The 12,529-nt window shown below is 42.0% G+C and carries 14 protein-coding genes; 4 read left to right on the forward strand and 10 right to left on the reverse strand.

Annotation, left to right across the window (positions count from 1 at the left end):
• The 5 genes from crcB to lrp form a co-directional block, all read right to left on the reverse strand.
• A complete protein-coding gene (gene crcB / locus AADY36_RS09855) occupies positions 1-387 on the reverse strand; it encodes a fluoride efflux transporter CrcB (protein ID WP_082389253.1) in 387 nt (128 codons plus the stop codon).
• The gene (locus tag AADY36_RS09860) at positions 380-1,717 is read right to left on the reverse strand and encodes a replication-associated recombination protein A (protein ID WP_055198701.1); all 1,338 of its coding nucleotides are present in this window, start codon (positions 1,715-1,717) and stop codon (positions 380-382) included. The genes crcB and AADY36_RS09860 overlap by 8 nt, the downstream gene beginning before the upstream one ends.
• A 3-nt stretch (positions 1,718-1,720) precedes the next feature.
• Entirely contained in the window at positions 1,721-2,347 is a 627-nt protein-coding gene (gene lolA / locus AADY36_RS09865; RefSeq protein WP_054561276.1) for an outer membrane lipoprotein chaperone LolA, read from the reverse strand.
• Positions 2,347-4,839 (reverse strand): DNA translocase FtsK, encoded by a 2,493-nt coding sequence (locus AADY36_RS09870; RefSeq protein WP_342408924.1) that lies wholly within the window; start codon positions 4,837-4,839, stop codon positions 2,347-2,349. The genes lolA and AADY36_RS09870 overlap by 1 nt, the downstream gene beginning before the upstream one ends.
• 141 nt (positions 4,840-4,980) lie before the next feature.
• The gene (lrp, locus tag AADY36_RS09875) at positions 4,981-5,460 is read right to left on the reverse strand and encodes a leucine-responsive transcriptional regulator Lrp (RefSeq protein WP_054552971.1); all 480 of its coding nucleotides are present in this window, start codon (positions 5,458-5,460) and stop codon (positions 4,981-4,983) included.
• Between the two features lie 142 nt (positions 5,461-5,602).
• Here lrp and ald point away from each other — a divergent pair, with 142 nt between their 5' ends.
• Positions 5,603-6,724 (forward strand): alanine dehydrogenase, encoded by a 1,122-nt coding sequence (gene ald / locus AADY36_RS09880; protein WP_054561274.1) that lies wholly within the window; start codon positions 5,603-5,605, stop codon positions 6,722-6,724.
• 100 nt (positions 6,725-6,824) lie between these two features.
• Here the strand turns inward: ald and rluB are convergent, their stop codons facing one another.
• From rluB to AADY36_RS09900, 4 genes are all read right to left on the reverse strand, one after another.
• Positions 6,825-7,697, reverse strand: coding sequence for a 23S rRNA pseudouridine(2605) synthase RluB (rluB, locus tag AADY36_RS09885; RefSeq protein ID WP_055198703.1), 873 nt, complete (start codon positions 7,695-7,697; stop codon positions 6,825-6,827).
• Positions 7,694-8,284: an SMC-Scp complex subunit ScpB gene (scpB, locus tag AADY36_RS09890; RefSeq protein WP_054552968.1), complete on the reverse strand. Its 591-nt coding sequence runs from the start codon at positions 8,282-8,284 to the stop codon at positions 7,694-7,696. The genes rluB and scpB overlap by 4 nt, the downstream gene beginning before the upstream one ends.
• 130 nt (positions 8,285-8,414) lie before the next feature.
• Positions 8,415-8,936 carry an EF-hand domain-containing protein gene (locus tag AADY36_RS09895; RefSeq protein WP_054561272.1) on the reverse strand — a complete coding sequence of 174 codons (522 nt, stop codon included), beginning with the start codon at positions 8,934-8,936 and terminating at the stop codon, positions 8,415-8,417.
• Between the two features lie 206 nt (positions 8,937-9,142).
• A complete protein-coding gene (locus AADY36_RS09900; RefSeq protein WP_054561271.1) occupies positions 9,143-9,574 on the reverse strand; it encodes a hypothetical protein in 432 nt (143 codons plus the stop codon).
• A gap of 243 nt (positions 9,575-9,817) precedes the next feature.
• On the opposite strand from AADY36_RS09900, the gene xthA reads away from it, so the two are divergent.
• The 3 genes from xthA to AADY36_RS09915 are packed head-to-tail and all read left to right on the forward strand — an operon-like array spanning position 9,818 to position 12,068.
• On the forward strand, positions 9,818-10,627 hold the full coding sequence (gene xthA / locus AADY36_RS09905) for an exodeoxyribonuclease III (RefSeq protein ID WP_054552965.1): 810 nt from the start codon (positions 9,818-9,820) through the stop codon (positions 10,625-10,627).
• The gene (locus AADY36_RS09910; protein WP_152996508.1) at positions 10,624-11,274 is read left to right on the forward strand and encodes an energy-coupling factor ABC transporter permease; all 651 of its coding nucleotides are present in this window, start codon (positions 10,624-10,626) and stop codon (positions 11,272-11,274) included. The genes xthA and AADY36_RS09910 overlap by 4 nt, the downstream gene beginning before the upstream one ends.
• Positions 11,271-12,068 (forward strand): putative RNA methyltransferase, encoded by a 798-nt coding sequence (locus AADY36_RS09915; RefSeq protein ID WP_285221297.1) that lies wholly within the window; start codon positions 11,271-11,273, stop codon positions 12,066-12,068. Before AADY36_RS09910 ends, AADY36_RS09915 begins: the two co-directional genes overlap by 4 nt.
• On the opposite strand, the gene yfbV is transcribed toward AADY36_RS09915, so the two are convergent.
• Entirely contained in the window at positions 12,065-12,511 is a 447-nt protein-coding gene (yfbV, locus tag AADY36_RS09920; RefSeq protein WP_342408925.1) for a terminus macrodomain insulation protein YfbV, read from the reverse strand. The genes AADY36_RS09915 and yfbV overlap by 4 nt on opposite strands.
• Positions 12,512-12,529 lie beyond the last annotated feature (18 nt).

Genomic DNA, 12,529 nt, shown 5'->3' on the forward strand with positions numbered 1-12,529 from the left:
TTAACCTTTTTGCATTACCAGCTGAAGGCCCAGCCAAGCCATAAATATACACACCACCACGTTTAAGGTGATATTGAGGGCCATTTTAAAAAAGTGACCTTGTTGCAAGAGCAACAACGAATCCATTGAGAATGTTGAAAAGGTGGTCAATGCACCTAAAAAGCCAATACCAATTAAGGTTTTAGCGGGGCTAACAGCGATTATTTCTTTTTCAATCAAGCCGTATAAAATGCCCATTAACAATGAACCAAGAATATTAACTGTCAACGTGCCAAAAGGGAATCCCCTACCGAGCAGTTTTAGCATGGTTTCGCTAAGAAAATAGCGTAAACATGCCCCTGAAGCGCCACCCATTGCAATCATCATGTAAAGTTTCAAACTATTCATAACGTTTAATATCACTTTGCTCGTTACGCTGAGTTAAATAGTCCAGCTTTTGTTTTATTTTTTGTTCAAGCCCGCGATCGGTTGGAAAGTAATACTGGCGATCATGAATTGCCTCAGGAAAATACTTTTCGCCTGCTGCAAACGCACCTTCTTCATTGTGTGCATAACGATATTCAGCGCCATAACCCAAATCTTTCATTAAGCTAGTTGGTGCATTGCGTAAATGCTCTGGCACCGGATGGCTCGGCTCATTTTTAGCATCTTGCATAGCTTGATTAAACGCCATATACACAGCGTTACTTTTCGGAGCACTGGCTAAATAAATGGTGGCTTGTGCAATAGCGCGCTCACCTTCACTGGGGCCAACACGTTGAAAAATATCCCACGCGTTGAGTGCCACTTCCATTGCTCGCGGATCGGCATTGCCAATATCTTCTGTAGCAATCGCTAATAAACGCCTAGCCACATAAAGCGGGTCGCCGCCCCCTGCTAAAATACGGCAGTACCAATATAAAGCGCCATCAGGTGAACTACCCCGTACAGACTTATGAAACGCTGAAATCAAGTCGTAAAACTCATCGCCGCCTTTGTCGTACTTGGCTAAGTGAGTTGGTAGAACTTGGCTTAAAACATGTTGATCAACAAGGTATTTACCCTGCTGCTCCGTGGTTAAATCAACCGCTTGCTCTAACAGGTTAAGTACTTTACGTGCATCGCCATCACTTGCTTGGCAAAGCGCTTGTTTAGCATTATCGGCAATGTCTATATTTTTTTGGCTGAGCTCTACGTCTTCACGTAAGGCGCGTTCAATTACGTTAAATAAATCGGCTTGTTCAAGTGCTTTTAATACATATACACGGGCACGAGACAGTATCGCGTTATTAAGTGCAAATGATGGGTTTTCGGTGGTCGCGCCAACAAAAATAAAAGTACCGTCTTCAATATGTGGTAAAAATGCATCTTGCTGAGATTTATTAAAGCGATGCACTTCGTCAACAAACAATAAGGTTCGTTGCCCTCGCCCGGCAAGGTTTGCTTTTGCTTCGCTTACGGCCTCACGAATGTCTTTTACACCCGCTGTGACTGCCGACATTTGAATAAGACTGGCGTCGGCATGATTTGCAATAATCTGCGCTAAGGTGGTTTTACCAACGCCTGGCGGCCCCCACAAAATGAGGCTGTGGCATCGACCTGCAAGAATCGCTTGGTAAAGAGGTTTATCGGGGCTTAAAAGGTGCTGCTGACCTATGTAGTCATTGAGTGTTTCGGGTCGCATGCGCGCCGCAAGTGGGCGCACATCAGGACCAAAATTAAATCCGAGATTACTCAAGCCTTAATCACCTTGGCTTTGGTCGTCAACTTCAACGCCTTCAGGAATAGTAAACTCAAAGGTTTGAGTTGCAAGTGCTTCGTTTACTTTAGCATCTTTAAAGGTAAATAAAGACTGTTGACCAGAGGTATCTAATACTGTCAGTGATGCTAGACCTTGCTCTTGAGCATTAAAGCGAATGTCTAACTTTTCAACTTGGCTCTCAACGCCTTTATTTGGCGTGACGCTGAAACCTGCATCGGTTGCCACAACTTGGTATTTAGCCCATTGCTCTGGATCTTTTGAAGTCAACAATACAAACGGAGTTGAATCAATCAGGCTGTGGGTATTCATAATCGTTACTTGCTCAGCAAAGCTGTCGAAGTAATACGTTTTGTCGCCATTTGATACAAACAAGGTATCGTCTGGGCTTTGCTGTTGCCAGCGAATCATCATAGGTTGCTGAAGGGCTATATTCCCCTCACCTTGCATAATAGCTTCGCCTTGCGAATCGGTAACCTGCTGTGAAAACTCTGCTTTAAAACTTTTAATCGCAGCCAGTTGTTGTTGCAACGCTTCGCTGTCGTCTGCAAAACTTTGACCGCTTAATAAACAACCCATAATTAGGGCTAGGTATTTAATTTTTTTCATTAATTTGCTCCACCATTTGGCACTAAGACTTCGCGGGCACCGTTGTGTCCTGGTGCGCTAACAATGCCTGATGTTTCCATTTGTTCAACTAAGCGTGCTGCGCGGTTATAACCTACACGAAGCTTACGCTGTACACTCGATACCGACACTTTGCCGGTTTCAATTACAAATGATACTGCTTCATCGTAAAGCGGATCTGACTCTTCATCACCGTCTTCACTGGTTTCTCCTGGTAGTAAAATTTCTTCTGTAGCATCGCCACTTAAAATTTCATCAATATAATTTGGTTTGCCACGTTTTTTCCAATCGTCTACAACCGCATGAACTTCGTGGTCATCAACAAACGCGCCATGCACACGCACAGGTACACTGGTACCCGGCGGTAAGTAAAGCATGTCACCCATACCAAGTAAGTTTTCAGCACCTTGCTGATCTAAAATGGTACGCGAGTCAATTTTACTTGAAACTTGGAACGCCATACGGGTTGGAATATTCGCTTTAATCAAACCTGTAATTACGTCAACCGATGGGCGTTGTGTTGCTAGCACTAAGTGAATACCTGCAGCACGGGCTTTTTGCGCGATACGTGCAATAAGCTCTTCCACTTTTTTACCCACGATCATCATCATGTCGGCAAATTCGTCAATAACCACCACAATACTTGGTAGTTTATCTAGCTCTTCAGGGCCATCGGCCATACCGTCGGTGTCTTTAAAGAGTGGATCTAGAATCGGTTGACCCGCTTCTTTGGCATCCAACACTTTTTGGTTGTAACCTTTTAAATTACGCACACCAAGTGCCGACATCAGCTTATAACGACGTTCCATTTCGCCTACACACCAACGCAATGCATTGGCTGCTTCTTTCATGTCGGTAACAACTTCACATAATAAATGTGGGATGCCTTCGTACACAGAAAGTTCAAGCATTTTCGGGTCGATCATGATCATACGAACATCATCAGGGCCCGATTTGTACAGTAAGCTTAATATCATTACATTAACGCCCACTGACTTACCTGAACCTGTGGTACCCGCAACAAGTAAATGTGGCATTTTGCCAAGGTCAGCGCATACCGGCTCGCCAGCAATGTCTTTACCTAACACCATAGTCAGTGGTGATGGGTTTGATTCGAACTTAGGCGCGTTAATAACTTCACTTAAACGCACTATTTCACGGTGTTTGTTTGGCAGCTCTAAACCAACATAGGTTTTACCCGGAATAACTTCTACCACACGTACGCTTACAGCAGACAGTGAACGTGCTAAATCTTTCGCTAGGCCAGTGATTTTAGCTACTTTAATACCCGGCGCTAAATCAAGCTCAAAACGCGTTACAACCGGACCTGGGTAAACACCCACAACCGCAGCTTGAATGTTAAAATCAAGTAATTTGGTTTCAACTAAACGCGAAATACCATCAAGCTCTTCTTGAGATAATGGGTTTTTCGCTTTATCTGGGCGGTCTAATAAATCAAGTGATGGTAACGGGTTTGTAGGCGGCTGCTCTTCAAGCAGTGCTTCAAATTTTTCTTTTGCCGTTGGTGGTGGCTCATATGCAGGTTTTGGTTTAGGCATAGGGCGCGCAGGCGAAACAACCGTTGTAACAGGTTTTTCTGGCTCAACGACTGGGCTCTGATCAAGCGCATTCAGTGCCGATACGGTATCGAATGATTCATCATCAAGGGCACTGAAACCAATTTCTTGGTCAAGAATATCGTCTAGTTCATCAAAGCCTTTAAAGTCATCATCGGCTTTTTCAGCAGGCTTTTGCTTAGCCTTAGTAGGCTTTGGTTCTTCTTCATCTGAATCATTAAAGCTAATAGCTGGCTCGTTTTCTGGCTCTACAAAGTTAGCGTCAGGCTCTGTAGTAGCAATATCTTTAACGGCTTCTTTTTCACGATGCAGCCAAGCAGAAAATTGCTCACGTAAAAAGTAGAATGCTTTCATTACCCACTTGCCGACAAAATCGACAAATTGCACCCACGAAATACCGGTTAATAGGGTTAAACCAGCAAAGAAAAAACACAGTAGTAAAATTGAGGTGCCGGTAAAATTAAAGGTAGGCATCATTGCTGTAGCAATAACATCCCCCACTACCCCACCAGATGAGAAGTTATAAATATCATCAAAATTAATGCTGCTGATAGCTGTCGCTGAAGTAATAAACAGCGCAAAACCAATAACACGTAAGGCAAGCGTGGTGTAATCTAGCTGGAAAATACGGTGTGGCTGTTTAAACAATAAATAACCGAACAATTGAATAGCAACAGGCACTAAATAAGCAAGCCAGCCAAAAGTGAGTAATAGGATATCTGCAACCCAAGCTCCCGCTGTGCCGGTAATATTCTTAACATTAACAAATTCACCGGTTTGCGACCATGAAGGGTCCGCAGGATCAAAACTGATTAATGCACATAAAATAAATACTGCAGCAAAGGTGCTGATGATTAGCCCCGTTTCTAACAGTCTTTGAACACCATTTAGGCGCATAGCTCCCTATTCCTTATTATTCTTTACTGATCGATTAGCAGTGAAATACCTTAGCAGGAAATGCCGTTTGATGCACTTTATCTTAGCCTTGATGGACTGATAATGAACAAGTTTTTGTTACTCAATATGTATTTTAACAGTTTAGGCAATATATGGGCGAATAATGACCCCTTCTTCACCTTTTACTTCTTCCATTACCACATAAGTTCGGCTTTCACTGACATTTGGTAGTTTTAGTAGAATATCACCCAGTACATTACGATATTCCGACATATCATTTACACGTGTTTTTAATAAAAAGTCGAAATTACCCGACACGAGATGGCACTCAATTATTTCGTCGTGCTTTTTAACTGCAGCGTTAAACTCTTCAAAAACATCTGGTGAGGTTTTAGTGATGGTTACTTCTACATAAACCGACAAACCTTGCCCAAGTTTAGCAGGATCCACTACTGCTTTATATCCGAGTATATAACCCTCTCTTTCGAGCTTTTTTACCCGCTCCAAACAAGGGGTGGCACTTAGCCCTACACGCCTTGCCAGCTCTACGTTAGAGATCCGACCATCGAGCTGTAATTCCATTAAAATTTTACGGTCTATTCTGTCGAGTAATTGATGCATAAGCCAAACCAGAGTTTTGCACTGTTTAAAATGTATTTTTAGATTATATCACTAGAATAGCACTTAAAAAAGGTGAGACACACTGGCTGGTCATGAATATAATAGTCAAAAATTTTATCCCGTTCTATTAAGGCGAAAAACTATGATTATTGGTGTACCTAAAGAAATCAAAAACCATGAATACCGTGTAGGTATGGTTCCTGCGAGTGTTCGTGAACTAGTAAACCATGGCCACCAAGTGTTTGTTGAAACTGATGCTGGTATGGGCATTGGCTTCACTAACGAAGATTATGTTGCAGCTGGTGCTGAAATTTTACCAACAGCAGCAGACGTTTTTGCTAAAGCTGAAATGATCGTTAAAGTAAAAGAGCCACAAGCTGTTGAGCGTGCAATGTTACGCGAAGACCAAATTCTATTTACTTACCTTCACTTAGCACCGGATCTTCCACAAACTGAAGACCTAGTTAAAAGTGGCGCAGTGTGTATCGCTTACGAAACAGTAACTGATTCACGTGGCGGTTTACCTCTTCTTGCTCCTATGAGTGAAGTTGCTGGTCGTATGTCTATCCAAGCTGGTGCACAAGCGCTTGAAAAATCAAACCACGGCCGTGGTATGTTACTTGGTGGTGTACCAGGTGTTGAGCCAGCTAAAGTTGTTGTTATCGGCGGCGGCATGGTTGGTCGTAGCGCAGCGCAAATGGCTGTTGGTCTAGGTGCTGACGTTGTTGTTCTTGACCGTAACATCGACGTACTACGTGCATTAGACGCACAGTTCGGTAATAAAGTTAAAGCTATCTACTCTACTGCTGACGCACTAGAAAAACACGTACTAGAAGCTGACCTTGTGATCGGTGGCGTACTAATCCCAGGTGCAGCAGCGCCTAAACTAGTAACAGCTGAGCACATCAAAGCAATGAAGCCTGGTTCTGCAATCGTTGACGTTGCAATCGACCAAGGTGGTTGTATCGCAACTTCTAAAGCAACAACTCACGCTGATCCTACTTACATCGTTGATGACGTTGTTCACTACTGTGTTGCTAACATGCCAGGTGCTGTTCCACGTACTTCTACGTTCGCACTTAACAATGCAACATTACCGTTCATCATCAACCTTGCTAACAAAGGCTATAAGAAAGCACTTCTTGACGATGCAAACTTCTTAAAAGGCTTAAACGTGATCAAAGGTAAAGTTACATATAAAGAAGTAGCTGAAGCTTTCAACATGGAATATGTTGACCCACGTACAGCTGTTGAAAATGCTTAATTAGCATTGTGAAACAAAAAAAGCAGCGATATCGCTGCTTTTTTTATGCCTGTTTGCAAGTGTGAAGTGTTCTACTTGCAAACAAGTTTGAAAATAGTTTTTAACGACGCTTAGTTTGTTTAGCGCGTTGATTGTGCTTTTTAACCGCCTTACGGATTTGGTTAATTTTAGCACGCTTGTCTTTACGCTTTTCAGGAATAACCGACAGCTTAGTTTGCGTTTCGCGGCCTAGTTGTACTGTTTTACGTAAATAGTTAACCGTGTCTAAATCAAGCTCAGCCCAACCACCTTGTGGCAAGCGCTTATCAAGCTCTAACTTACCGTAACGAATACGGATAAGACGCGATACTTCAACATCTTGTGATTGCCATAAACGACGTACTTCGCGGTTACGACCTTCTGTTAAAGTCACATTGAACCAACGGTTGATACCTTCACCACCCATAGGTTTGATGTTTAAGAATTTTGCAGGACCATCTTCAAGCTCAACGCCTTTTGTTAAAGTGCGTAGCGTTTCGTTAGTCACTTCACCAAACACACGAGCTGAGTACTCACGCTCTACTTCGTAGCTTGGGTGCATTAAACGGTTAGCAAGTTCACCATCGTTAGTAAACAGCATTAAACCAGCGGTATTAATATCTAGTCGGCCAACTGCAATCCATCGTTCGCCATCAACACGTGGTAGACGATCAAATACCGTACGACGGCCTTCAGGGTCTTTACGTGTACATAACTCGCCTTCTGGTTTGTTATACATAAGCACTCGACAAATACGGTCGGCTTTGTCTTCAATTTTTACTACGTGACCGTCAACTCGAATTACATCGGTTGCTTCAACACGGTCGCCTAAACGTGCCACTTTACCATTCACGCTCACACGATTGGCATCGATGTATTTTTCCATTTCACGACGTGAACCCACGCCAGCACGGGCTAATACTTTTTGTAACTTTTCAGTTTCTACATTACTCATTCAGATAGTTCTCTCACAGAAGGATCGCTCAATAACTGGTTGATTTTACTCTCCTGAAGTTCAGGTAACGGCGGTAATTCATCTAAACCAGCTAATGAAAAATAATCTAAGAAAGCGGATGTTGTGGCATACAACGCTGGGCGCCCGGGCACCTCTTTATGGCCAACAACTCTAACCCACTCTCTTTCTAATAAGGTTTTAATAATTCCTGAACCAACAGCGACCCCCCGTACTTGTTCAATTTCACCACGGGTAATGGGTTGTCTATAGGCAATCAAGGATAAAGTTTCTAGTAGTGCTCGTGAGTATTTAGGTGCGCGCTCTTGCCATAAGTTTGCCAGCCAAGGCGCTAAACTAGCGCAGGCTTGAAACCTGTAACCGCTGCCTACTGCAACAAGCTTAATGCCTCGGGTTTGATAATGCGTTTGAATTTGTTCAATTGCATTATTAATGCGCGGCATAGAAACGCTTAAATCAGCTAATACTGTCTCTTTTAAATGACGTTTAGACACAGGTTTTCCAGCAACAAAAATCGCGGCTTCTATGATTTCGACTAACTGTTCATCACTGATACGTTTTGTGGCCATCGCTACTAAAGGTCATTTTAAATCACTAACGCTCTATTATGACAGAAGTCGGCCAAGGTTGGAAAAATTATTGTAAAAAAGCCAGTGTAAAACACTGGCTTTGGGGGATATTTATGAATGAATGTTGAAATTAGCTATTTTTAACCATTTCAAGGGCATCATCTTCGGCAACGTCGCTACCATATTTGCTAATGTAATTAACAAACTCAGTGCGGCTTACACGCTTATCTTTGTTACTATCCATATAGCCAAAGTGATTTGCGATATCGTCGTCATCGGCTTCTTCAATAGAAACATAACCATTTTTGTCGTTATCTAACGATTTAAAGTCATTTTCGATTGGGTCAAATTTAGCGATTTCAGCTTTAAATGCTGATTCAGATACCTCACTATCAGTTGCTACCTTGCCCGTATTTAATTGCATGTATGCATTAAATTCAGTACGGCTGATTTGCTCATCCATATTGGTATCGATATTTGAAAAATGATCCCAAATTGCATCATCGTCAGCTTCTACCTTAGAGATATAACCATCATTGTCATTATCTAGGCTGCCAAAATCGCTGTCGATTTTTGCTAACGAATTACTTGCAGAACATGCTGAAAGGCTTAAAGCTGCTAAAATTGTTGATGCTAAAGTTAACTTGTTCATAAGACATTTCCTTGTAGTCGATTAGATTCACTTCGACTGTTACAAATTGAATGCCAAAATGCCTTATTGGCTAAAATCAAGCACTTACAGCCTGGTTAAGTTGGGGTTAAGCCTATGGTTTAGCAAGCTTTTCATAGAGTGCTGTAATTTTTTCATAAAAAAAGCGCTCCGAAGAGCGCTTTTTACAAACAACAAAAATGCCGCTATTAGATAGCTGCGTTTTGGTAACGCTTAACGAAGTCTGTTACTGCTTCGCCATTACATTTTAACGTATTTAAGTTACCAATTTTTTCACGCACAGGTGTTAAACCTTTTTTAAGTGCAGTGATGCAAAGTTGAGTTTCTTTTTGCTCATTTTTAGCAAACACTTCAACAGCTGCTTTTGCTGCTTCTTGTGATTGTGCTTTTTTAGCAATTTCACGGATGTCAGTGCCGTTACATAAAATGCTTTTTGAAAAACGTGACATTGAAATGCCATGCTTTGCTGCTTCTTTACGTGCAGCGGTAAACCCTTCGTTCGCACTTAAGCTACATAACTTTGATTCAATACGGTTATCAGCTGAAAAGTAGTGCGGGTTGCTTGCTAATGAGCCAAATGAGATACATGCAAGAGAAAGCATCACTAATTGTTTTTTCATGGTTTACCTTTAAATAGTACATAATATGAACGGATGGTTTGCGCGCATTATATAAACAAAAATCAGTAGATCAACTGAATTATTTATTTAATTTAATAATTAATAGTGAGTTAACAATGTTTTTAAATTAAGCAGCAATTGATCAACATTTACCCAATTTGATTTTCGTAATTAGCTCATGAATAAGCCCTAGTTTGATGATAGAATTGCGCTAAACACTGAAACAAAAATAATAGGTGCACCATGAAGGTAATCTCATTTAACATTAACGGCCTGCGCGCTCGTTTACACCAATTGCAAGCCGTAATTGATAAACATCAACCAGATATTATTGGCTTACAAGAAATCAAAGTACATGATGAGGCCTTCCCTCTCGAAGATGTGCAAAAAATGGGTTATCACGTTTATTTTCACGGTCAAAAGGCGCATTACGGCGTGGCTATGTTATGTAAACAAGAGCCGAAATCAGTAGTTAAAGGCTTTGCTACCGATACCGACGAATCACAGCGTCGTATGATCAGTGTTACCGTGACACAAGAAAATGGTCGTGACCTAACGGTGATGAATGGCTACTTCCCGCAAGGGGATAATATTGCCCACGAAACCAAATTCCCTTATAAGCGTCAATTCTATAAAGATTTAATGACTCACTTAGAAGATAACCACACGCCAGAGCAAGATGTTATTGTGATGGGCGACATTAATATTTCACCGACCGATCTCGACATTGGTATTGGTGAACCAAACCGTAAACGCTGGTTAAAAACAGGTAAGTGTTCGTTCCAACCTGAAGAGCGTGAATGGTTAAGCACTTTATTAAACTGGGGCTTTAAAGATACCTTCCGTGAACTTTACCCAGAAAAAACTGAGCAATACTCGTGGTTTGATTACCGCTCAAAAGGTTTTGATGACAACCGCGGTCTGCGTATTGATGTGATCTTAGCAACCCCTGCTCTTGCTGAGCGTTGTGTTGAGTCTGGTATCGATTACGAATTACGTGGTATCGAAAAACCATCTGATCATGCGCCAATTTGGTCAACATTTAACGCATGATAGACACTCTGCAATGGCAGCTCCCTTTGTGGAGCTGTGTGGCTCTAATACTTTGGCTCAGCTTTGATAAGCAAAGCGCATCACAATTATTGGCAACGCCAATAAGACAAGTTGGTGTGCTCGCATGTGCTTTAGTACTTGCGGTACTGTGGCGCATTAAAGCGGGGATATTGCCAGGCCTCGAATTGCATATTTTAGGGGTCACTGCAGTGACCCTAATTTTAGGTTGGCGACTGGCTATTTTTGCAAGCCTTCTTGCAAGTTTACTCTTGGTATTAGTCGCTCAGTTGCCAGTATCAATATTGCCAGTGCATTTATTGTTTACTGCTTTTTTACCAATTACATTGAGCTATTTGTGTTTTGTGCTTTGCTATAGCTACCTGCCGAGACACTTTTTTATTTATATCTTTTTATGCGCGTTTTTAACCGCTGCTGTTATCGCCTGTATTAAAATACTTACCAGCGGTGTGTTTTATTACTTGCTTGGTGATTACAGTTTTATTGAGATTTCAGAAAACTATCTGATCCTGTGTGCCATAATTTGGTTTCCTGAAGCAATGCTCAATGGCATGGCCATTACCTTGATGATCACATATCGCCCTCATTGGGTTAAAACCTTTTATGATAAGGACTATTTAGACTCATGAGTCTTCACTATCACTGCCCGCTTTGCAAACTTGAACTTACTCTAAACGACAAAACTTACCGTTGTGACAACAACCACAGTTTTGATATCGCCAAAGAGGGTTATGTCAATTTACTTCCCGTGCAAAATAAAAAGTCTAAACAACCAGGCGATAATCTTGAAATGGTGCAAGCTCGCCGCGCTTTTTTAAGTGCCGGACACTATTTGTTTTTACAGCAAGCTTTAGCAGAGCTAGTGGCATCTCTCGAACCAAGTTCAGTGATTGATTTAGGCTGTGGTGAAGGCTTTTACACTCAAGCAATTGCAGCGCAGTCAAGTGCCGATGTATATGGTGTCGATATTTCTAAGCCCGCGGTAAAATACGCCGCTAAGCGTTACGAAAATGCGCATTTTAGTGTCGCGTCGATTAGCCAAGCCCCTTTTGCAGATGCGCAGGCTGATGTGCTTGTTAGTGTGTTTGCCCCTTTATTTGCACAAGAACTTGCTCGCCTTGCCAAACCGCAAGCTAGTTTAATTGTTGCAAGCCCTGGCCCTTGGCACCTTAAAGAGTTAAAAGCGTTTATTTATGCTGATGTGAAACCGCATACAGAAATAGAGCCACCAGCAGGTTTCAGCAAAGAGTCGATAAACTTGTTAGAGCAACAGGTACTGTTGTCTGTCGATGAGGTTAAACATTTAATTATGATGACGCCGTTTGCGTGGAAGTTTCGCCCAGAGCATTGGCAGCAGATAGAGCAACAGGGCCCACAAAAAGTAACGTTATCGTTTTATGTGAGCCAGTTTATTCGCGATTAGAAGTGCTCTTTAGTGAAGGCTTTGTCCATTTTTTCGAACATGTCTTTTAATAATTGAGCTAAATCAGTGTAGCGTGGTTTTTCAGTCGTTAATTGTGACTGATAACCATGCGCCTTCATTTTACTGTGCAGCTCGGTATACCAACTTAGCATTGCTGGCTCTAAACGGGTTTCTGCACGGCGGCCTAGCCACAACAAACCTTGAAGTGGTAGTGATAAAAAGAATATCGCGATAGTGATAGCTTGCGGAAAATAATTACTACCTAAGTAATTCACTTGCATAAAAACGGTCAGCATTGCCAATATTGGCATCACTGTAATTGCCAGATCAGTGGCCTTGATCACTCTAAATTCGGCAAACAATGGAGCGAGCTCTTGTCGCATCGGCCATTTTTTAGCGTACTGACGACCTGTTTGCACTTGTGACATGACACCTTTTTGCATCATCACTCCTAGGGTTTT

Source organism: Pseudoalteromonas sp. D15MCD-2, from assembly GCF_038562745.1.
In the GTDB taxonomy this organism is placed as follows: Bacteria; Pseudomonadota; Gammaproteobacteria; order Enterobacterales; family Alteromonadaceae; genus Pseudoalteromonas.

Coding starts and splice junctions, on each gene's coding strand:
- crcB (WP_082389253.1), bottom strand. CDS start 387: ATGAATAGTTTGAAACTTTACATGATGATTGCAATGGGTGGCGCTTCA.
- lolA (WP_054561276.1), bottom strand. CDS start 2,347: ATGAAAAAAATTAAATACCTAGCCCTAATTATGGGTTGTTTATTAAGC.
- AADY36_RS09870 (WP_342408924.1), bottom strand. CDS start 4,839: ATGCGCCTAAATGGTGTTCAAAGACTGTTAGAAACGGGGCTAATCATC.
- lrp (WP_054552971.1), bottom strand. CDS start 5,460: ATGCATCAATTACTCGACAGAATAGACCGTAAAATTTTAATGGAATTA.
- ald (WP_054561274.1), top strand. CDS start 5,603: ATGATTATTGGTGTACCTAAAGAAATCAAAAACCATGAATACCGTGTA.
- rluB (WP_055198703.1), bottom strand. CDS start 7,697: ATGAGTAATGTAGAAACTGAAAAGTTACAAAAAGTATTAGCCCGTGCT.
- scpB (WP_054552968.1), bottom strand. CDS start 8,284: ATGGCCACAAAACGTATCAGTGATGAACAGTTAGTCGAAATCATAGAA.
- AADY36_RS09895 (WP_054561272.1), bottom strand. CDS start 8,936: ATGAACAAGTTAACTTTAGCATCAACAATTTTAGCAGCTTTAAGCCTT.
- AADY36_RS09900 (WP_054561271.1), bottom strand. CDS start 9,574: ATGAAAAAACAATTAGTGATGCTTTCTCTTGCATGTATCTCATTTGGC.
- xthA (WP_054552965.1), top strand. CDS start 9,818: ATGAAGGTAATCTCATTTAACATTAACGGCCTGCGCGCTCGTTTACAC.
- AADY36_RS09910 (WP_152996508.1), top strand. CDS start 10,624: ATGATAGACACTCTGCAATGGCAGCTCCCTTTGTGGAGCTGTGTGGCT.
- AADY36_RS09915 (WP_285221297.1), top strand. CDS start 11,271: ATGAGTCTTCACTATCACTGCCCGCTTTGCAAACTTGAACTTACTCTA.
- yfbV (WP_342408925.1), bottom strand. CDS start 12,511: ATGCAAAAAGGTGTCATGTCACAAGTGCAAACAGGTCGTCAGTACGCT.